The following is a 21,125-nucleotide window of genomic DNA, read 5'->3' on the forward strand; positions in this document are numbered from 1 at the left end:
AGATGGGAGACCTTTTTTTACAGTTATTTATTTCACCAGCTGTCCGCGCGTCACGCCCAGCTGATTCGTCGCCTTCAGCGTCTTCCACACCTGGGTGCCGCTGATCTCCCCGCGGAGCGCGCGGGTGTACAGGTCAATGACCTCCAGCACCTGCTCCGGCGTCTCTTCCAGGAACTCTACCCGGTAGCTTGGGACGCCGAGCTCCAGGAAGTGGGTCAGGTACTCGGCACCCGACTGCTCGATGGCATTGTAGACCGTGTTGCGGCAGCCCTCATCCACCCGTACCGGGTGAGACATGCCGATCCGGTCCTGCAGGGAGGCCCGGTGCTCTTCGCACGGGCGGCCGCAGTTGGTGTAATCTGTACCTTCACTGAGGAAGGTACAGTACACGCAGTGCTCAGTATGGAACATCGGAAGATGCTGGTGGATCACAATCTCCATGTCCGCTGTACGGCTCTGGCCGAGTAGATCCACCATCTGCTGGATGTTCAGGTCATACGATGGAGTAACGACATCGCAGCCCGCTTCCAGGAACAGCTCCACGGCTTTGTGGTTGGCGATGTTCAGTGAGAAATCGCCAATCAGCTTCGGCTGGTGCGCGAGCGGGTTCTCCATGCGGTGGCGCAGGTAGAAGTACAGCGCCCCCGTGTTGCGCACCAAGACCGCGTCGGGCTTCAGACGCAGGATGTTGTTATGGTAGCCGTTCTCGCCCGGCATATGAATCCGCGGCGTAGCCAACGCGATCTGCTTGCCAGCGGCATGTACGGCTTCCACCGCTGCCGGGAACTGCTTGATGAATTCGAAGTCGGCGTAGATCAACTCCACGCCGGTCTTCACGGCAGCCTGCACCTGCTCCAGGCTGCGGCACAGCGCGGTGAGCTTCGCCGCGCCGCGCTCCACAGGCAGCGCGCGCTGCGCAGCCGCGTCGCCGAACACGTCTACATCACGCTTGATGTAGACGGGAGGCTTTGGCCGCTCGCCAGCGAGCAGTTCCACGGCGCGGCGGCGGATGCTGTTCAGCTCGCGCATCGGCACGATGACGTCGCCATGCAGCTCCGCCTCCAGACGCTCGAGCTGGAAGACGGTGCCGCCCAGGCGGCCGAACTGCTCCTCGAGCAGCGCATGGTCCATCGGCCGCTTCTGGGCGATGTCCAGCTCCAGCTCGGAGTCTACGCGCACCGTCGTGCCCTTCTGGACATCCGTCCAGAAGGTGATGAGCGGCTGCCCGGCATTCCCGACGGCGCGCACATGAACGGGGAATACCCGGTACGGCTTCTCCGTTTCATAGGTTTGACGCATCCGCTTGTCCAGTGCAGGATCATTCGTCTTCCAGATCCGGTCTCCGACATGCACCTTGCGCAAGTCTACGTCATTGCGGCCCGGCACGATGTCAACGATCCAGCTCTCGCCAGCTTCGCCCTCCAGTTTGACCCCTTTGCGGCGCAGGTCATATACACGGCCGCCCTCTTCCTTCTTCGTCGGGTCCCCGGCGTCGAATACAATACCATCCCCACGCTTAAGCGGAGCTTCCAGCTTACAGACTACCCCGTCACGCAAGACTTGCTCGACTCTGCCGAGATAGACGCCGCGGCTCTTAGGAAAAGTTCCTTCGACCAGCTTCTTATTGTTCGTACCCTCCAGAAACCCGTGCGTAAAGCCGCGTGAGAAGCTTTGTTGCAGCTCACGGATCTCCTCCTTGGAAGGACGCTCGTTGCTTCCTTCGAAGTACAGATCAATCGCTTTGCGGTATTTGCTGACCACGTTGGCTACATACTCCGGATTCTTCATCCGGCCTTCAATCTTGAAGGATGTTACCCCGGCCTCGATCAGCTCGGGCATAATATCAATGGCCGCTAGATCCTTAGGGGAGAGCAAATAGGCCACATCGCCCATCGGCTTCTGCTCCCCATCCACCATCAGGTCATACGGCAGGCGGCAGGCCTGCGCGCATTCGCCGCGGTTCGCCGAGCGTCCGCCCCACATTTCCGAGGTCAAGCATTGGCCGGAATAAGACACACACAGTGCGCCATGGACAAACACCTCCATCGGCAGCTTGGCCTGCTCCCCAATCGTCTTGATTTGCTTCAGATTGTTCTCCCGCCCAAGCACGACACGCTCCATGCCCCAAGGCTTGGTGAATTCCACAGCCTCTGGCGAAGTAATCGTCATCTGCGTCGATCCGTGGATCGGGAAATCCGGCGAAATCTCACGAATCATTTTTACCAATCCCAAATCCTGTACGATTACGGCATCTACACCTGCGTCGATACAAGCATCGATCAGTTCCTTGGCATCCCGCAGTTCGTCCTCGAACACAAGGATGTTGAAGGTCAGGAAGCCCTTAACGCCATAGCTGTGCAGAAAAGCCATAATCTCCGGCAGGTCGTCCATCCGGAAGTTGTTTGCCCGAGCGCGGGCATTAAATTTCTCGACACCAAAAAAGATCGCGTCCGCTCCATTCGCTACGGCCGCCCGCATGCAGTCCCAATCGCCCGCCGGTGCCAATAGCTCCACGTCTTGCCGCTGTATTGCCTTGCTCATATATAATAGATCCTCCTAATATCCGGCTTTATGCCAGGTTGCAATCCAAATGCTGAGTAATTCATTAAATTTTGAACTATACGTATCATAACTCATCTATTTTAGCAGACCTTGCCCAGCTACTCTAGCTTTTCCAGTCAATTCCGCATAATTTTTTTAGCAATAATGATTCGGGGTTATACGCAAATAAACAGGATCGATCAGCAGGAAAGGAGCCCTTCGCGAACCGGATGCTTGTGGAACACCCCAGATGGAGAAGCTCTAACATGATGTACTTATAAGAGTACGAAAGCGCCCATCACCATAATCACGCCTCTGATCAGCTTTTACTTCCCCACTGCTCCTCTATACCTCTACAACAAAAGAGGCCGCCCCTAGTTCATATCAAACTAGGAACAGCCTCCAGCTTTATAAGAAATCAATCCGTCCATTCAAAGGATTTGAGCACGCTGTCTATCGCCGCCTGCTGCTCTTCTGTCGCATTCGCATCATTCAGAGAAGCAGACAATAGATAGATCATACCCTCTTTATTAAAAATCAAGATCCGCTTGCTGAGCGGCACCCCATTCACCACCTGGTGAATCTGGAACTCTGTAGCATTTACAGAACCGATCTTCCGATCCTCACTGATCTTAAGCTTGAAGGTGCTGTCGCTCTTGGCTGCTTCAGCATAAATGCTGCGCAGCTGCCAGAGTGTTAGATCAGGATCCGTGCTCTGTTCTGCCGTCATGCGGAAGCTCCCTCCCGGGAAGGCATATTCCACAGCCGGCTGCTCGAATCTGTCTGCGACAGGCATCCAATAACGAGGAATGTTAAGCTTATATCCGTAAGTATAGGAAACTTTGCTGATCATCTTCGTCTTATCTGCAACCAGAGCGTTGTCCTCCAATGTACCATACGTGCTCTTCACCAGATCAAAATCAATTTCAATCGACCCTGCTATCTGATTAAAGCTCTCGAATGCAGAATTCGCTGACACAACGGCTGGCTTACCACTAGTCTCCCCTGTATTCGTATTCATAGCTGTAGGGTTCTTCTTAGAAATGTCTACATCTCCAGCTGAAGAGACAGCCTCTGTACCAGACTTGGCTTTATAGTCTATCAAATAGCGATAGCCGTTCTTGATGATCAGGCCTTGTTCATGGCGCATCCAGCCGCTGCCGTCATTTGTTTCATACTCTATGACCATTCCCGGTTCTCCCGAAATCTCAAGCTCTCTCGTTCCCAAGTAACGATATGCCTCTGGAATGAATAACTGCTTCAAATTCTGCTGCAGCTGTTCAGCCCATAACGTGAGAGTCTGTCCCTGCGGGACAGAGGATACGCTAAAGCGTAATGATTGATCCTCAGGTCCAGCATAAGCCGGCTGTCCGGTCACAGCGCTCCAGGATGCCGGAATGCGCAGCGTTAGGCCATATTTTGAAATATAGGATTCCTTAGTGCCTTCCTTAAGTGCAGATAGGTCCTGGGTGGATTTATCCTTCTGGTCAAAGCTAGGCTTAAAGGAGTTCAGAAGGTCAGCATGCTTGTCCAGGTCTTTATAATGAACAGCTTTCTCATCGGCCAGATACACCGCATAAATATGTCCGTTCGCATAGTAGATCCGTTCTTCCCACAAGACACCATCCCCATCTTCTGCCGCAATCTTCGCATAATCATAATCACCGCCGGTTACCGTCTCCTCATGCAGAACAGTCTCACCCTGTCCTTCTGCCTCACGAATTAGCGCATCGAGCAAAGACTCCGGATCCTGCTTGACCTTCTGCTTGACTGCATGAATTTCTAAGTAGAGCGCTCCTGTCGAATCCGAAAATGTGGCTACACTCTCATCATCTCCTCCTGCCCCTTGAATCCATCCTGCAGGATTGTTGATGCTCCATCCGAAATAGCTGTTGCCTATACGCTCCTTGGTGCTTGGGCCTTGAGACTCGCCGTTACTCCCTCCCTGATCAGGCAGCTTAATCACAAGCTCAGAGCCTTCCCAGCTTACCTGCGCACCTAGCCCTTTCGCTACCGGTCGAAGCGGAACCATCAGCGTACCTGCAACCATCACAGGCGCTGCCGGAGACTCAAGTTTGCCCTGCGGTGTCCAGATCACCTTGCTGCCTATAGTCAGCGTTACCGCACGCGAACCATAAGTGATCCGAACGGTATTGTCATCCCCCATGTTGGAAGAAGTCCCAAATGCCTTATAAAATGCGCTAAGCGGAACCATCAGCGTTCCACCGGATACATAAGGAGTTCTAGTGAGATTCCCCTTCTCCCCGTTCATCACAGCTTCCTTGCTGCCCATCTTAAGCCGAAGCTCCTGCATATCCGCTGCATGTGCAGGACTCCCCACAGCCGCCGCGCCCAGCGTTAGCATCGACGCCAGCAAAGCGGCACTTGTTACACGCATGATCTTCACGGTTATTGATCCTCTTTTCTATATTCAATAATTCAAATAAGTCCAATAAAGTCGATAAATGCCCTCACTTATCCTAAAGCTTCAGCCTCATCGCTAGTTGTATCCTGGGTCAGCTGAAGCGTTCGCTTCACAATGTCTCCTTCGGACTGCATCCACAAAACGACCTTCTCGCCAGGCTTATATTTCTTCAACAACTCGTTCACATCAACCAGAGAGGATACCCGGGTGTTATTAAGCCGGTACAGCACATCTCCTGCTTGAATTCCTGCCCGCTTTGCCGCATCAGAGTTCACTTCGGTCACTGTGAGCGGCTGAGCACTGGGTAATCCGATCATCGCGGAATGGCTCTCCTTCAAGGTTAAACCCAGCGATGGCCGCCGTACTTCACCATAAGCCAGAAGCTGATTAATCACATAATGCACCGTATCAATCGGGATGGAAAAGCCCATATTTTCCACGCCGATCGCCTCATACTTCATAGAATTAATGCCGATAACCTCGCCTTTCATGTTCAGCAGCGGCCCGCCGCTATTGCCTGGATTAATCGCTGCATCAGTCTGGATCAGCCGGTAAGACGCATTAATGGCCCGGTTCAGCCCACTTACAATCCCCTCGGTAGCCGACCCCCTCAGCGAGAAGGATACCGGTGTACCAAGCGCAATGACCCTCTCACCCACAACGGTGTTCTTCGAAGAAGCAGCCAGCTTCGCCGGCTTCAGGTCCTTAGCTTGAATTCGGATCAAGGCAAGATCGCTGACTTCGTCTATGTACGATTCTTCAATGGAGTATTGTTTGCCTGTGGAAGTCACTACTAAAGCATCCTCCAAGCTAAGAACCACATGCGCATTTGTGATAATCCATCCGTCCGAGCGCAGCACAACTCCTGTTCCATGGGCCATGGCGTCCTCATCCCCGCTTCCAGCGTCGCCGGAACCAGCCTCCTCCAGGCTCTCCTCCGTAGGCTTGCCGATAATGCCTACCACGGAAGGCGATACCTGCTTGATGATAGACGGCACTAGGCTGCTTGTCTCGCTTGATGTTGAGTTCGTCTTCTGCTGTGAGGCTTCAGCTGCAAGCTGGCTATGAAACGTCCCCTGTGCCTTAGCAGCCTCCGTTTGCTTCGTCCATGTACTTGCTGCTAAATATGCAGCTGCGGCTGTATTCGCTTTCTGCTGTGCCCCTGCCTCAAGACTAATGGCTGTTGACAGGACAGTTGCCACAAGTACAGCGGCACCTGCTTTCCCCTCCCATTTCATTCATATAACATCCTCTCTACTCTTTTTCTGTATTCTATAAGGCTTCTATAAGCCAGAATCCACCCTTCCTCCCATAATTCTCTATTTAGTAGACTCAATGTATCATAGATTTCCCTACCCGACAATTCGGCAAAAAGGCAGCTGCCAAGTCCCGACTTTCAAACAAGACTAAGGCAGCCTGTTACCCCATTCCCCTTAACTGAAAGCTTGAATCGCAGCCATCATTCATAGAAGAATAAGCCTTTTTAGATTCAGATTCCGTTCTATGCTACAATGAATCCGGTGATCAACAATATGCGAGAAAATATATACCTATCCATCTATAATCAGTTGACGAACGATATTCATGAAGGCACTCTGCAGCCAGGAGACAAGCTGGCTTCCGAACACGAGCTAGCCCTGCGCTTTGCGACAACCCGGGAGACAGTTCGAAAAGCGCTGGGGCTGCTGTCTCAGAACGGGTATATTCAGAAGGTTCGCGGCAAAGGCTCTTTTGTGCTGGACGTTAGCAAATTCGACTTCCCTGTATCTGGATTGGTCAGCTTCAAGGAAATTGCCGACAAGCTTGAACAGCCGACCCGTACCCTGGTGTATCAGCTGGAGCTCAAGCGGCCCAATGAATATGTTCGCAAACAGCTTGAGCTGGAACCAGCTGGCCTCGTCTGGGAAGTAGTTCGTGCAAGAGTAATGGACAAAGAGCGTATTATTCTGGACAAGGATTACTTTCGGAGTGATTTAGTTCCCGAGCTGACCCGTGAGATTTGCGAACATTCCATCTATGACTATCTGGAGCATGAGCTGAAGCTGAAGATCAGCTTTGCCAAAAAGGAAATTACCGTCGAGCCCTTAACTGAGGATGACCGACAATACCTGGATCTTCATCAGGATACGCATGTTGTGGTTGTACGCAATTATGTATATCTGGATGATGCCCAGTTGTTCGAATATACCGAATCCCGGCACCGGCTCGACAAATTCCGCTTTGTCGATTTTGCCCGACGTCAGAGCTGAGGACATCAGCATTCTGTCCTTGGTCCATCATTACAAAAGAAAGCAGCAGCCATCTTTAAGATGCTGCTGCTTTCTTGTTCTTAGATGTTGCTTCTACACAGCTTATGTCAGTTCCCTATCCATTGCTCATTACTGAGCCTGCAGCTCCAGACTACGCTTTGTATCCCGCTCAAGAATCGGCTTCAGGTAGCGGCCTGTATAAGAGAGGTCTACCTGCACGATCTCTTCTGGTGTGCCGGTTGCGATCACGGTTCCACCGCCGCTGCCGCCTTCCGGTCCTAAATCAATGATATAATCCGCCGTCTTGATGACGTCGAGGTTGTGCTCAATAACCAGCACCGATTCGCCTGAATCCACCAGACGATGAAGCACCTTGAGCAGCCGGTCAATATCATCCACATGCAGACCGGTCGTCGGCTCGTCCAAAATGTACATCGTCTTGCCCGTGCTGCGGCGGTACAGTTCGGAGGCAAGCTTCACCCGCTGGGCCTCACCGCCGGATAATGTGGTGGCCGGCTGTCCCAGCTTCACATAACCTAAGCCTACGTCCAGCAGGGTTTGCAGCTTCCGATGAATCTTCGGAATGTTCTGGAAGAACTCTGTGGCATCCTCCACGGTCATCTCCAGGACATCAGCGATGCTCTTGTTCTTGTATTTCACTTCAAGTGTCTCCCGGTTATAACGCTTGCCCTTGCATACTTCACAAGGTACATATATATCCGGCAGGAAGTGCATTTCAATCTTGATGATTCCGTCCCCCCGGCAGGCTTCACAGCGTCCGCCCTTGATATTGAAGCTGAAGCGGCCCTTCTTATAGCCTCTGACCTTTGCTTCATTCGTCTGGGAGAACAAATCGCGGATGTCATCGAATACCCCGGTATAGGTTGCCGGGTTGGAACGCGGCGTCCGCCCAATTGGAGACTGGTCAATATCAACGACCTTCTCCACGTGCTCCAAGCCGCGAATTTCCCGGTATTGTCCAGGGCGTACCTTCGCTCTGTTCAAATCCCGAGCTAGAGTCTTGTACAGAATTTCATTTACGAGCGTCGATTTACCCGATCCGGATACCCCTGTAACCGCCGTAAAGACACCGACAGGAATCTTGACATTGATATTCTTCAAATTATTCTCTTTCGCTCCGCGAATCTCCAGCCAGCGGTTGTCCGCCTTGCGCCGATCCGGATTCACAGGAATGAACTTGCGCCCGCTTAAGTATTGCCCTGTCAAGGAGTTCGGATCATCCATAACCTCCTGCGGGGTTCCCTGCGCTACCACCTGACCGCCATGAATCCCCGCACCTGGCCCAATATCAATGATATAGTCGCAGGCGAGCATCGTATCCTCGTCATGCTCTACGACAATCAGCGTATTGCCCAGATCACGCATATGGGCAAGCGTCGAGATCAGCTTGTCATTATCCCGCTGATGAAGCCCGATGCTGGGCTCGTCCAGGATGTAGAGGACCCCCATCAAGCTGGAGCCGATCTGAGTGGCCAGCCGGATTCGCTGAGCCTCCCCGCCGGACAGCGTTCCTGCCGCGCGGCTCATCGTTAAATAGTCCAAGCCTACGTTAACCAGGAAGCCCAAACGGCTGTTAATCTCTTTGAGGATCAGGTGGGCAATGGCCTTGTCCTTCTCGCTCAAGTCAAGTTGCCCGAAATAGCTCATCGCTTCCCCAATGGACAGATCCGTCACATGGGCGATGTTCTCACCACCAACGGTCACCGCCAGCACTTCCTTCTTCAGCCGGTGGCCGCGGCAGGTGCCGCAAGGCTTGGCGCCCATAAAACCTTCTATAAATTCACGAATGCCTTCTGATGCCGTCTCACGATAGCGCCGTTCCAGGTTGTTCACGATGCCCTCAAAGGTGACGTAGGCATCCTTCGTCTGGCCGAAATCATTCTGATAACGGAAGCGCACCTTCTGTTCCCCTGTACCATACAGCAGCACATTCATCTGCTCCTTGGTTAGTTCAGAGACGGGAACATCCTGCGGAATCTCATAATGCTCGGCGACCGATTTCAGGAACTGCGGATAATAGTTGGAATACCCGCCGGACCAAGCCTCGAACGCTCCACCCTCAATGCTCTTGCTCGGATCTGGAACCAGCAGCTCCGGATCAATGACCATCTTGGCGCCGAGGCCATCGCATTCCGGGCAAGCTCCGAACGGACTGTTGAACGAGAACATTCTCGGCGACAGCTCCTCCATGCTGAAGCCGCAGATCGGGCACGCATAGTTGGAGCTGAAGCGCAGCTCCTCCTGGCCGATGATGTCAACAAGCAGCTGGCCTCCGGACATTTTCAGAGCCGTCTCAATGGAATCGGCCAGCCGTGAGGCTACATCTTCCTTAATCACGATCCGGTCTACCACAACCTCAATGGAGTGCTTCTTGTTCTTCTCCAGCTCAATGTTCTCGGATAGATCACGCAATTCACCGTCGACCCGGACACGAACAAAGCCCTGTTTGGAAATCTCGCTGAACAAGCTCTTGTGCTCGCCCTTGCGGCCAGAAATCACTGGCGCGAGAATTTGCAGACGGGTCTTCTCAGGATACTGCATAATCCGGTCCACCATTTGCTCCACCGTCTGTGAAGTAATCTCAATACCGTGCTCAGGGCAGTGAGGCTTGCCGATACGTGCAAACAGCAGGCGGAGATAGTCATAAATCTCCGTAACCGTTCCTACTGTAGACCGGGGGTTCCGGCTCGTGGTCTTCTGGTCGATAGAGATGGCAGGAGACAGGCCATCGATGGAATCGACATCCGGCTTCTCCATCTGTCCCAGAAATTGACGGGCATAAGCCGATAGAGACTCCACATAACGGCGCTGGCCTTCGGCATAGATCGTATCAAATGCCAGTGAAGATTTACCCGAGCCGCTCAGGCCGGTCAGCACGACAAACTTGTCGCGCGGTATAGTAATATCAATGTTTTTTAAATTGTGGGCTCTGGCGCCCTTGATCGTAATATTCTCTATGGCCATATATACTCCCCCTTATTCCGCCTTCAGTTCCAGAACGGCGTCGCGCAGCTCTGCGGCCCGCTCGAACTGCAGATTCTTGGCGGCCTCCTTCATTTCTGCCTCAAGCCGCTGAATCAGCGACTGACGCTCTTTCTTAGACAGCTTCTTGTTCCCGCCGTCCGCCAAATAATCCGCTTTGCTCTCTGCGACCTTCGTCGCCTCAATCACATCACGGATCTTCTTGCGTATCGTCTGAGGTGTAATGCCATGCTTCTCATTATAGGCTATCTGGATGCTGCGTCGCCGTTCGGTCTCCTTGATCGCCTTATCCATCGACTCCGTGATCTGATCACCATACATCACCACCCGGCCATCTGCATTCCGGGCAGCCCGGCCGATGGTCTGGATCAGTGAACGCTCCGAGCGGAGGAAGCCTTCCTTATCGGCATCTAGAATAGCTACAAGTGAGACTTCTGGCAGATCGAGGCCTTCCCGCAGCAGGTTGATGCCGATGAGCACATGGAAGGTTCCGAGACGCAGATCCCGAAGAATCTGCATTCTCTCCAGGGTCTTGATATCCGAATGCAAATATCTGACCTTGATGCCAATCTCCTTGAGATAGTCGGTTAAATCTTCGGACATCTTCTTGGTCAAAGTGGTGACAAGCACCCGCTCGTCTCTGTCGATACGGTCTCGTATTTCTCCGATCAGATCATCAATCTGCCCCTCGGTTGGACGAACTTCAATAATCGGATCCAGCAGCCCTGTCGGCCGGATAATCTGTTCTACCATCTTGTCCGTATGCTCGATCTCGTAGGGGCCCGGTGTAGCAGAGACATAGATGACCTGGTTCACCTTATCTTCGAACTCTTCAAATTTAAGAGGCCGGTTATCCAGCGCTGAAGGCAGACGGAAGCCGTGATCCACCAGCACATTCTTCCGGGCCTGGTCCCCGTTATACATAGCCCGGATTTGTGGCAGCGTCACATGGGACTCGTCGATGACAACCAGCATATCGTCTGGAAAATAATCCAGCAGCGTATACGGCGTAGCGCCACGCTCACGGAAGGTCAGCGGCCCGGAATAGTTCTCAATCCCCGAACAGAAGCCCACTTCCTTCATCATCTCAATATCGTAACGCGTCCGCTGCTCCAGCCGCTGCGCTTCAAGCAGCTTACCTTGGGAGCGGAATTCCTCGAGGCGCTGCTCCAACTCCCGCTCAATATTAACGAGCGCCACCCTCATGGTCTCCTCTTGGGTGACAAAGTGGGAGGCCGGAAAGATCGCTACATGCTCCCGCTCGCCAACCAACTCGCCGGTCAGCACGTCGATCTCGGTAATCCGTTCAATCTCATCGCCGAAGAATTCGACCCGTACTGCATGTTCTCCCTTGGAAGCTGGGAAAATCTCAATCACATCGCCGCGAACCCGAAAGGTTCCCCGCACAAAATTGATGTCATTCCGCTGATACTGAATGTCCACCAGTCGGCTCAAGATCTGATTGCGCGGCTTCTCCATGCCAACTCGCAGAGACAGCAGCAGGTTGCCGTACTCCATCGGAGAACCCAAACCGTAAATGCAAGATACGCTAGCCACAATAATGACATCCCTGCGCTCGAACAGCGAGCTTGTCGCGGAGTGGCGAAGCTTATCGATCTCTTCATTAATGCTGGAGTCCTTCTCAATATAGGTATCTGAAGACGGAATATACGCTTCAGGCTGATAGTAATCATAGTAGCTCACGAAATAATCAACCGAGTTGTTCGGAAAAAAATCCTTAAACTCACTTGCCAGCTGCGCGGCCAACGTCTTATTATGGGCGATGACCAGCGTCGGACGGCCTAGCTTCTGAATCGTGTGGGCAATCGTAAATGTCTTGCCTGTCCCCGTTGCTCCTAACAGGGTCTGATGCTTCTTGCCCTGTCTGACCCCTTCAACCAGCTGTTCCACAGCTGCAGGCTGGTCGCCTTGCGGTTGAAATTCCGACACAATCTCAAATTTCTGGTTACTGACGACAATATCCGTCATTGTCCAACATCACCCTTATCGTCTAAAATGAAAATCGTGGTATATCAAAAAAGAGGCGCAAGAGCCCCATTGATGTTATCATTATTTACCCGTATCCATGGTTTGCATGACATAGGAATGCCTGTTCCCATTTATTATAATGGTTTCGACCTTTGTATGCAAACAAATTACTTACAAGAGCAGCCAAATGACAAGCTGTTTTTTTGTACGAAGGAGTGGTTTAGAAGGGCATGGAATTCATCACAATTATCGGCATCCTCATTGGGATCGCTGCACTGGTAGGGGGTTTTTTATGGGAAGGCGGCCATATGATCGGGCTGCTGCAATGGACATCTGCACTCATTGTATTCGGCGGAACGGCCGCAGCGGTTATTGTCAGCTTCTCGCGAGCGAAGCTCAAGACCTTTCCCAGAGCTATCGCTTACGCTTTCACCTCGCGCAAACAAGACAATGACCGTCTTATAGAAGACGTCGTTTCCATGGCAACGACGGCCCGTCGTAGCGGCGTGCTTGCCTTGGAGAAGCAGGGAGAAGATCACGATGATCCCTTCCTCAAGGAAGGCATCCAGCTCGTGGTCGATGGAACGGATCAGCAGCTCATCAAGCAGATTATGGAGCTGGAGATCGATGCGGTCGAGCAACGGCATGAAGGATATGCCAAGCTGTTTGAAGCTGCGGGCGGCTATGCGCCAACCATGGGGATTATCGGAACCGTCATGGGACTGATTCATGTTCTAGGCAGCCTGTCAGAGCCAACCAATCTCGGCCCTTCCATTGCGCTTGCTTTTACCGCAACGCTGTACGGAGTTGCCAGTGCGAACCTGCTCTTCCTGCCAATCGCCTCCAAGATTAAATCCCGTAATGAGGAGGATGTTCTGCGGATGGAAATGCTTCTCTTGGGTATCCTTTCCGTTCAGAATGGAGATCATCCGTCCCTTGTGCGCAAGAAGCTGGAATCCTTCGCCTCCCAGGAGAATAGGAGTATGCGTCCTTCCGTGGAGGAAGCGCTATGAGACAGCGAGGCCGCAAGCCGAAGCAGGCTTCAGGTGACTCCAAAGATCGCTGGATGATCACTTATGCGGATCTGATCACCCTGCTGCTGATCTTCTTCGTAATTATGTATGCCATGAGCCGCCTGGACACGGAGAAATATAAGGAAGTTACAGAATCGCTTCAGGCTACATTTAACAGCGGCGATTCTATACTTGACGGCAGTAAGGGCATCCAAGGCTCCATGAACCCCAGTGCTTCGAAGGCTACCAACCAGCAGGGGAAGAAAGACAGCTCTGGGACGAATAACGCTCAGGAGCTCAGTGAGCGGGAGCTGGCTTTCCGCAAGCAGGAGACTCAGCTGCAGGACCTTATGAAAGTGATTCAGCAATACGTTAAGGATAATAAACTGGAGGATCAGATCTTTGTCTCGGACGAGCCTAAAGGAATTGCAATTACGCTCAGCGACCGCTTCCTGTTCGATGTGGGCAAAGCGGATCTGAAGGGCGGCTCCGAGAAGACGCTGTCCAAGCTGGGAAGCCTGTTCGCTAAGCTGGATACTTCCATCAGCATTGAGGGGCACACGGACAACCAACCGATCGTGAACAGCTCCCGCTACAAAGACAACTGGGAATTGTCCGGGGCTCGTGCCTTGTCCGTGCTCCGTTATTTTCTTAGTCATACCAGCATGTCTGCAGACAGCTTCCAGTATGCCGGTTATGCAGATACTCGGCCTGCCGCCGACAACAGTACAGAGCAGGGCCGCCAGAAGAACCGGCGGGTAGAAATCACCGTCCTGCGCCAGCTGACACAATAGCATCCATCAAGTTAAAGAGAGCCGGACACCCTTTTCTTAGGAAGGTTGTCCGGCTTATTCTATAGTTTCTTTTAACAAAAGCGATCAAAGGTTACAAACTCGGCAACAGGCTTGCGGTAACCCCGCGGCCGCTGCTTAGAAGTATCCTCTTTGCCAAGTGTAATCATCATTACAGGAATCAGATGATCCGGGATATGAAGAAGCTCCCTCACCGCTTCCGGATCAAAGCCGATCATCGGACAAGTGTCCCATCCCTTGTCTTTAGCGTTCAACATGAACAGCATGGCAGACAGGGAAGCGTTGCGAATGGCCTCTTCTTTTTGAAATTCCGCACCTCTGGACTCATAAAGCCCGTTAATGGTATCCAGCATGAGATCATAATCCAGCTGGCTCATGATCCCAAGATCCCTCATGCCTCCGTATATCTGATCCGCCTTCTTGTAGGCATCCAGGTCGCCTAATACAACAATAGCAGCTGACGCCATAACAACCTTATGTTGTCCTCCTGCTGCCTGCTTGAGCTTCTCCTTCTCCTCGGGCTTGGTCACGGCAACGTAGTGCGTGTGCTGAAGATTATAGCAGGAAGGCGCTAAGGCAGCGGCATGGAACAGCTCGCTAAGCTCATGCTGGGATATCTGAACATCGGTCTGGAATTTCATAGCCGAACGGCGGGATTGGATCAACTCATCAAAAGCACTCATCTTAAAATCTCTCCTTACCTTACTTGGATAGAATGCGGCATGTTATGTACTACAAATAATAAATCAACTTTATTTTATTAAGTTAGCTTATTATAACTGCTAATCAGATCTTTGCCTAGACCCACGACCACTTTTATCCTTCAGAATTCATCTTTTACATGAATATTTCACTGGGATGCCACAACTGATTTAAGAGCTCCGATCTGACAAACCCTGTGAGCATAACATCCTTTTTATAAAAAATCCCCCTTATATCCACAAAGCAGCATCTGCCCGCGAATATAAAGGGGACCTCCTTACACTCCTGTCTCGTTGTGCAGCTCGTCCTGCCTTGGCCCTGCCGGGCGCTGCTTCCCGGAAGCTGCTTCCCGTCCCATCCGGCGAGTTCCCCGCCGCGGGGACAGCAGCTGAAGCAGCGACAGAGACTGCGGTCGCAGCACGGCCGGTGCATCTTCATCCGGCGCTAAAATGACGCCCAGCTGGTGATGTTCACCGGCGAAGATCGCCCGCTGCAGGAACTTGCTCTCCCCGCTGAGGTTGAGCACCTCCAGCTTGCAGAAGGCCGGATTCAGCCGGAGCGCGGCATGAAGATCTTCCTTCGTCGTGATCTTCATGCCGTTCACGCGGCTGATCACCTCGCCTGAGGCAATGCCCAGCTTCTCGGCCGGGCTGTCCGGCAGCACCGCGAGCACCTTAAGGCCTCGCGGCGAGTGCACGAAGATCGGGCTCCGGTTATGCTCTTCGAACCGGCTGTACCAGATGAGCCCTTCGTGCAGAAGGAAGGCCACCAGCGCCGCCACAGGCATCAGCGGGCTGTACCAGCGCGAGAACAGCGCCAAGGCTAGCAGCAGGAGCCCGTACGCCAGCAGGCGTCCGGAGGACAGGCGAGCCTTCGCCTTCGGCAGCGCGCTGCGGGTCATCTCGCTGAAGCCGATAATGACCGGCAGGCCCAGCAGGCTGAAGCCGCCCTGCCAGGCGTCGCCCCCGAACAGGGGCGTCCAGGGCAGCACACTGCCCGCCGTCTGCGCGGGCACTAACAGCAGCAGCGGCACTGGCCAGAAGCTCTGCATCTGAAAGCCGCCAACCGGCTTTCCCCGCTTCCCTTCGTAGAATAAGGGGCCTGCAAAGGAAGCCCCCTGCCACCGCACCAGCAGTGCTTCCGCAATATGCAGCAGCGCCGCAAGGGCCAGCAGCGCTGGAATATTCAGCTCACGCAGTGCGCTTAATACTTCTGCGCCCCACCCTGCTCCTGTCCAGGAAGGGAATCTGTTTACAACAAACTGGGCTATTCCAAGCACACCTACTGCATAGGCAAGGCATAAATACCTGATCTGCAGCAGCATCAGCACGATCGATACGGCCCACAGCATCAGAACGCCTTCCAAACTCAGCGTCATCCCGAACGCCAGCGACACAGCGGATACGCCAAGGCCGGCCAGAAGCCCCCCGAGCATCGTACGCAACGTTTGCATGACCCAGCTGTGCAGCCGCACATGGAACAGCCTGCGTTCCAGCAGCACTTGTCTGCGGTATTGCAGCGCAATCAACAGAATGGAAATATAGTAAAACGGCTGCGCAAGCAGCTGCACCAAGGCATCCGTCAAGGTCCATAGCCATTCCAACATCAAACCCACGTCTGGTCCACTCTCCTTAGATGCAATATGTAAGTCTATCAGGTTAATGTGAGTATAACAGAAAAAAAGAAGGCTGAGTTACAGCCTTCTTATCTTTTCGACGAAGCCCCAGCAATCTCCTGCCGGACTTCTTCAAATGCCCGGTTCAACTGGGCGTCATTTTGCGGGTCAGCAATTTTTTTAACCAGGTTCTCCTCCATGGCATCCGCGGTCTTGGCATCAATGTCCCCGCTAACCGGAAGGTTCTGATCTTCCTGGAACTTCCTAACTGCATCCCGCGTCCCAGCATCGAAATATCCGTCACGCCGTCCCGGCTTATACCCGAGGCCATTCAGCATAGTCTGCGCACTCTTCACATCGTCATTGTTATCATCAAATTTCAGAGTTTTCTCCTTATTGATAGGGGCAACTGAGAAATAATCCGGCTGGGCTACGGCAACATCCGGCTTGATGCCCTTCTTATGAATCCACTCCCCATCCGGTGTGAGCCATTTTGCCATCGTAATCTTCAGCAGACTGCCATCACCAAACGGCCGGTTATAGCTTTGCTGTACAGTGCCTTTACCGTAGGTATTCTCACCGATCAGCTTCGCTCCTGCCGACTCCTTCAAGGCACCGGCCAGAATCTCCGAGGCGCTCGCGCTGCCCTTGTTGGTCAGCAGGACCACCGGATAAGGCTTAACACTGCTTGGTCCAGTGGACACGGTCTTCTTCCGTTCCCCAGATTTATACTCCACCTGGACGATCAGCTTGCCCTTTGGCACAAACCGCTGAGCCATCTCCTCTACGGTGCCCAGCACGCCACCCGGGTTATTTCGGACGTCGAGCACGAGTCCCTTCATGCCCTGGCTTTCCAGCTTGGCAAGCTCGGATGCAAACCGTTCGGCCGTATTCTCCGAGAACTCCGTAATTTCGATATAACCGATCCCGCCCTGCTCCATTCTTGCATTCACAGTCTCCAGCGCGATATCATCCCGGTTAATGCTGAATTCCAGCGGATTGGGACTTCCCTCCCGCTTTACCTTCACCTTGGCCACCGTGCCCTTCGGCCCGCGAATCTTGGCTACAGCCTCATTCAGGGTTAATCCTTCAAAAGACTGCCCGTTCACAGACAGCAGGATATCCTTGGCCCGAATCCCTGCCTTCTCTGCAGGGGAACCCTTAATTGGCGATACGACAACAACGTTGCCGTTCTCCATCGAGACCTCGGCCCCAATGCCGGTAAAGGAGCCCTGAATTTGCTCCGTAAACTGCTTAGCTGTCTGTTTACCCATATAAGAGGAGAACGGATCATTAAGAGCATTCATCATCCCTTGAATGGCTCCATCCACCAGCTTGTCCGTATCTACATCCTGATAATAGTTCTGCTTCACTAGTTCCATAGCTGTCTTCACTTTATCCAGCTGGTCAGAACTTGGGCCTTGCTCCGAGCTTCTCAGCAAACCGCTCACCGGCGAACCGGCTCCCGCAAAGCTTAACGAGTCGGTAGCCAGCAGTGTCAGCAGGCTGCTTCCCAGGATCGACACCAGAATAAGCAGAATTGCCGTCTGCTTCTTAATCATAAATACTACACCGCCTTTACATATTCCCTCCGGCCTGCTTGGGGGGTCATGCTCTCCCTGAGCATACAAGCTTTTTAGAAGCAAATGCCCTTTCATCAGAGAAAGGGCATTTGCTTGATCCTATTAATTATAGTATATGTCCGGCTTGTCCGAAATATTTATATAATATTATATCATTTTAATTACAAGTAAGGTGCCGGATCAACCGGGTCTCCGTTCAACCGAACCTCAAAGTGCAGGTGAGGACCGGTAGACTGGCCTGTGCTGCCGGACTCTGCGATCACGTCCCCGCGCTTAACGGTATCTCCCTTGGATACCTTAAAGCCGCCGTTGCGAAGATGGCCGTACAGGGTCCACGTATTATCTCCATGATCAATGATTACACAATTCCCATAGCCGCTCCACCATTCAGCCACGATCACGACCCCGCCCTCGGCTGCGTGAACGCTTGTTCCCTGCGGCACCGCGAAGTCGATCCCGGAGTGAAGCTTCTTCTTGCCGGTAATCGGGTGAATCCGGTAACCGTAGTTTGAAGATATACGGGCATTACCTACCGGAAGTGAGAATGTGCCATTCCCCGATACATAAGAAGTACTGGAGGCTTTGGAGGTTGAAGAATTTCTGGAAGCAGCCGCCTTCTTCGCAGCTTCACGCTGCTTCTTCAATTTCTGCTGGTACGTATAGATTTGCTCTGCCTTAATCTTGTTCTTCTCCTTGGCCAAAGCGGACCGCTTAGAGGCCAATTGCACAAGCAGACGATCCTGCTCTTCGCTAATGCCGTCATTCTCCTCTACCTGATCGGAGTATTTGGCAATCAGCACCTGCTTCTCTTGTTCCTTCTCGGCAAGCAGCTGGCGATTGGCTTCTGCTTTCGCATAAAGAGTCTTGGCCTTCTCATACTGCTGCTCAAGTGCCTTCTTCTGCTCAAGCACTAGCGCCTTGTCCCGCTTATGCTCGTCCAGCAGCGTCTGATCCTGCTGAGCGATGGATTCGAGGGAATCCGCCCGGTTCAAGAAATCCGCAAAGCTTGTCGATGACAGCAGTACATCCAAATAGGACACCGCTCCATCCGTGTACATTAGCCTGACTCGCGAATCCAGCAGCTTGCTGCGCTCCTCAATGCGCTGCTCGGTCTGATCAAGCTTCACGGCTGTATTCCGCAAATCCTCTTCAGTCTGGTCAATGTCTGCCGAAATCTGTGCCAGCTCATTACCGACCGTCTCGATTTGCGCCATAATATCCTTCAAATAATTGACGTTCTTATTGACATAATGCTGAGCTTCCTGCTTCTTCTTCTCCGCCTGTCTCTGCTTCCACTCCGCAGACTTAGCTTGCTCTTGAAGCTGCTTAAGCTCTTTATCGATCTGATTGATCGTTCTCTTCTCGGCAAAACCGGCGGTAGGCTGAAATATACTAAAGGCCACAACGATCACGGCAACGACAGAAATCCATTTTTTCAACTTCATTTCCCCGTTCTTCATCAGTTTAATTAACTTCTCCTACACCTTAAGGAACTTGCGAATCGATACGGTGCTCCCCCATATGCCAATGAGCATGCCGAGCCCGATCAATAGAGCCGCCAGATAAAACCCGAACTGACTCATCGGAACTAGCTGGAAGCCAAGCGTCACATTATGCCCTATAGAGCTCATTAGGCCGTTATAACCTGTATATAAGACAACTACCGTAATCACGGAACCGATCAGGCCGATCAGCCCGCCCTCCACAAAAAAGGGCCATCGTATAAAATAGTTGGTAGCACCCACCAGCTTCATGATGCTGATCTCACGGCGCCGTGCAAGAATCGTAACCCGGATTGTATTGGAAATCAGGAACATTGCCATCAAACCTAAGCCTGCTACAAAGACAAAACCGATGTTGCGGATCATGCGGGTAACTTTAAACAACTTCTCAACCGTTCCTTTGCCATAATTGACTTTATAGATCGGCTGACTCTTGTATTTCTTGTTCAGATCATTGATCTTACTTGCCACAAAAGGGACGGTGGACGGTTCGATGACCTCCACCTTCAACGTATCCGGGATAGGGTTAGTCTCCTCCGTATACCCCTCCAACAGGTCCTTGCCATCCTTACCGAGCTTGTCCCGGAATTCCTTCAGTCCCTGTGACTTTGGCACAAAGGTAACCCGGCTCACTTCCGGCATCTGGCCAATTTCGCTTTGCAGCGTCTGGCGGGTGGTATCGTCCACCTTCGTATTTAGAAAGGCGCTGATTTGCACCTGACTGTCCGCATCATCAGCGAAGGAATTTACGTTAATAACTAGCAGTATAAATACGCCTAGAATAAACAAAGAGACAATAATAGAAGTTATGGATGCGACTGACATCCAGCCATTGCGGAAAATGTTCTTCGTCCCTTCCCGCAGGTGACGCAAGAAGGTCCTAAAACTCATATCCGTATTCTCCTCTCACCTGGTCTCTCACAATGTTGCCGTGCTCAATGGCAATAACCCGCTTGCGCATCGTATTAACAATGTCGCGGTTATGCGTGGCCATCACAATAGTCGTTCCGCGGAAATTGATCTCATCCAGCAGCTGCATGATACCCCATGAGGTTTCTGGGTCAAGGTTCCCTGTCGGCTCATCAGCAATGATGACCGACGGGTTATTCACGATTGCACGGGCAATCGCGATCCGCTGCTGCTCCCCCCCGGAGAGCTGGGATGGGGTCCGATTGGCCTTGTTCTTCAGCCCGACCAGATCGAGTACCTCCATGACGCGTTTCTTCATAACCTTCTTCGGCGCTTCAATTACCTCCAGCGCAAAAGCTACGTTCTCATAGGCAGTAAGCCTAGGCAACAGTCTGAAATCCTGGAAAATCACGCCGATATTCCGTCTGACATAAGGAATCTTCCTGGGCTTTAGCTTGCCGATATTAAATCCGTTGACGGAGATCTGCCCTTTGGTTGGAATCTCTTCTCTATAAATAAGCTTCATAAATGTCGATTTACCTGCACCGGACGGGCCGACGATATATACAAACTCATTCCGGTCGATCTTCACCGAAACCCCCTGCAGAGCATGGGTGCCGTTCGGATAGGTCTTCCAGACATCTTGCATTTCAATCACATCATCACTTCCTAAAACATGAGGTTAGGTCGAAACATAGCTTGGAACGTGTACATATTCGACACCTTCCAGCCAATTCCTGTAAAACTCGAGAAAAATCTTCAGCCTGTTTTTTATTGTAACA

At 52.4% G+C, this 21,125-nt stretch carries 14 protein-coding genes; 3 read left to right on the forward strand and 11 right to left on the reverse strand.

Features of this window, described 5'->3' with window-relative positions; translation table 11 throughout:
• Positions 1-27 precede the first annotated feature (27 nt).
• The 3 genes from DCC85_RS19825 to DCC85_RS19835 form a co-directional block, all read right to left on the reverse strand.
• Positions 28-2,541: a U32 family peptidase gene (locus DCC85_RS19825; RefSeq protein WP_108467104.1), complete on the reverse strand. Its 2,514-nt coding sequence runs from the start codon at positions 2,539-2,541 to the stop codon at positions 28-30.
• 418 nt (positions 2,542-2,959) lie between these two features.
• On the reverse strand, positions 2,960-4,939 hold the full coding sequence (locus DCC85_RS19830) for a stalk domain-containing protein (protein WP_234414487.1): 1,980 nt from the start codon (positions 4,937-4,939) through the stop codon (positions 2,960-2,962).
• Positions 4,940-5,016: 77 nt separating this feature from the next.
• Complete coding sequence (locus DCC85_RS19835; RefSeq protein WP_108467106.1) at positions 5,017-6,204, reverse strand: S1C family serine protease; 1,188 nt, start codon at positions 6,202-6,204, stop codon at positions 5,017-5,019.
• Positions 6,205-6,498: 294 nt separating this feature from the next.
• Between DCC85_RS19835 and treR the strand changes: the two genes are divergently transcribed.
• Positions 6,499-7,215: a trehalose operon repressor gene (gene treR / locus DCC85_RS19840; protein ID WP_108467107.1), complete on the forward strand. Its 717-nt coding sequence runs from the start codon at positions 6,499-6,501 to the stop codon at positions 7,213-7,215.
• A gap of 129 nt (positions 7,216-7,344) precedes the next feature.
• Here treR and uvrA read toward each other — a convergent pair whose 3' ends face one another.
• On the reverse strand, positions 7,345-10,200 hold the full coding sequence (gene uvrA / locus DCC85_RS19845) for an excinuclease ABC subunit UvrA (protein ID WP_108467108.1): 2,856 nt from the start codon (positions 10,198-10,200) through the stop codon (positions 7,345-7,347).
• Positions 10,201-10,212: 12 nt separating this feature from the next.
• A complete protein-coding gene (gene uvrB, locus DCC85_RS19850) occupies positions 10,213-12,207 on the reverse strand; it encodes an excinuclease ABC subunit UvrB (RefSeq protein WP_108467109.1) in 1,995 nt (664 codons plus the stop codon).
• A 230-nt stretch (positions 12,208-12,437) separates the two neighbouring features.
• Between uvrB and DCC85_RS19855 the strand changes: the two genes are divergently transcribed.
• Both DCC85_RS19855 and DCC85_RS19860 read left to right on the forward strand, forming a co-directional pair.
• Positions 12,438-13,220, forward strand: a complete 783-nt coding sequence (locus tag DCC85_RS19855; RefSeq protein WP_108467110.1) for a flagellar motor protein — start codon at positions 12,438-12,440, stop codon at positions 13,218-13,220.
• Complete coding sequence (locus DCC85_RS19860; protein WP_108467111.1) at positions 13,217-14,014, forward strand: flagellar motor protein MotB; 798 nt, start codon at positions 13,217-13,219, stop codon at positions 14,012-14,014. Before DCC85_RS19855 ends, DCC85_RS19860 begins: the two co-directional genes overlap by 4 nt.
• Positions 14,015-14,085: 71 nt before the next feature.
• On the opposite strand, the gene DCC85_RS19865 is transcribed toward DCC85_RS19860, so the two are convergent.
• From DCC85_RS19865 to ftsE, 6 genes are all read right to left on the reverse strand, one after another.
• Positions 14,086-14,715, reverse strand: coding sequence for a nitroreductase family protein (locus tag DCC85_RS19865; protein WP_108467112.1), 630 nt, complete (start codon positions 14,713-14,715; stop codon positions 14,086-14,088).
• A gap of 296 nt (positions 14,716-15,011) precedes the next feature.
• Positions 15,012-16,340, reverse strand: coding sequence for a PDZ domain-containing protein (locus DCC85_RS19870; protein ID WP_159081961.1), 1,329 nt, complete (start codon positions 16,338-16,340; stop codon positions 15,012-15,014).
• Between the two features lie 98 nt (positions 16,341-16,438).
• Positions 16,439-17,911 carry a S41 family peptidase gene (locus DCC85_RS19875; RefSeq protein ID WP_108467113.1) on the reverse strand — a complete coding sequence of 491 codons (1,473 nt, stop codon included), beginning with the start codon at positions 17,909-17,911 and terminating at the stop codon, positions 16,439-16,441.
• A gap of 182 nt (positions 17,912-18,093) precedes the next feature.
• On the reverse strand, positions 18,094-19,371 hold the full coding sequence (locus tag DCC85_RS19880; protein ID WP_108467974.1) for a murein hydrolase activator EnvC family protein: 1,278 nt from the start codon (positions 19,369-19,371) through the stop codon (positions 18,094-18,096).
• Positions 19,372-19,410: 39 nt separating this feature from the next.
• Positions 19,411-20,325, reverse strand: a complete 915-nt coding sequence (ftsX, locus tag DCC85_RS19885; protein WP_108467114.1) for a permease-like cell division protein FtsX — start codon at positions 20,323-20,325, stop codon at positions 19,411-19,413.
• Positions 20,315-21,001 (reverse strand): cell division ATP-binding protein FtsE, encoded by a 687-nt coding sequence (gene ftsE / locus DCC85_RS19890; protein WP_108467115.1) that lies wholly within the window; start codon positions 20,999-21,001, stop codon positions 20,315-20,317. Before ftsE ends, ftsX begins: the two co-directional genes overlap by 11 nt.
• Positions 21,002-21,125 lie beyond the last annotated feature (124 nt).

The sequence above is a fragment of the Paenibacillus sp. CAA11 genome, from assembly GCF_003060825.1.
In the GTDB taxonomy this organism is placed as follows: Bacteria; Bacillota; Bacilli; order Paenibacillales; family Paenibacillaceae; genus Fontibacillus.

Coding starts and splice junctions, on each gene's coding strand:
- treR (WP_108467107.1), top strand. CDS start 6,499: ATGCGAGAAAATATATACCTATCCATCTATAATCAGTTGACGAACGAT.
- DCC85_RS19835 (WP_108467106.1), bottom strand. CDS start 6,204: ATGAAATGGGAGGGGAAAGCAGGTGCCGCTGTACTTGTGGCAACTGTC.
- DCC85_RS19870 (WP_159081961.1), bottom strand. CDS start 16,340: ATGTTGGAATGGCTATGGACCTTGACGGATGCCTTGGTGCAGCTGCTT.
- uvrB (WP_108467109.1), bottom strand. CDS start 12,207: ATGACGGATATTGTCGTCAGTAACCAGAAATTTGAGATTGTGTCGGAA.
- DCC85_RS19830 (WP_234414487.1), bottom strand. CDS start 4,939: ATGCGTGTAACAAGTGCCGCTTTGCTGGCGTCGATGCTAACGCTGGGC.
- DCC85_RS19860 (WP_108467111.1), top strand. CDS start 13,217: ATGAGACAGCGAGGCCGCAAGCCGAAGCAGGCTTCAGGTGACTCCAAA.
- uvrA (WP_108467108.1), bottom strand. CDS start 10,200: ATGGCCATAGAGAATATTACGATCAAGGGCGCCAGAGCCCACAATTTA.
- DCC85_RS19855 (WP_108467110.1), top strand. CDS start 12,438: ATGGAATTCATCACAATTATCGGCATCCTCATTGGGATCGCTGCACTG.
- DCC85_RS19875 (WP_108467113.1), bottom strand. CDS start 17,911: ATGATTAAGAAGCAGACGGCAATTCTGCTTATTCTGGTGTCGATCCTG.
- ftsX (WP_108467114.1), bottom strand. CDS start 20,325: ATGAGTTTTAGGACCTTCTTGCGTCACCTGCGGGAAGGGACGAAGAAC.
- DCC85_RS19825 (WP_108467104.1), bottom strand. CDS start 2,541: ATGAGCAAGGCAATACAGCGGCAAGACGTGGAGCTATTGGCACCGGCG.
- DCC85_RS19865 (WP_108467112.1), bottom strand. CDS start 14,715: ATGAGTGCTTTTGATGAGTTGATCCAATCCCGCCGTTCGGCTATGAAA.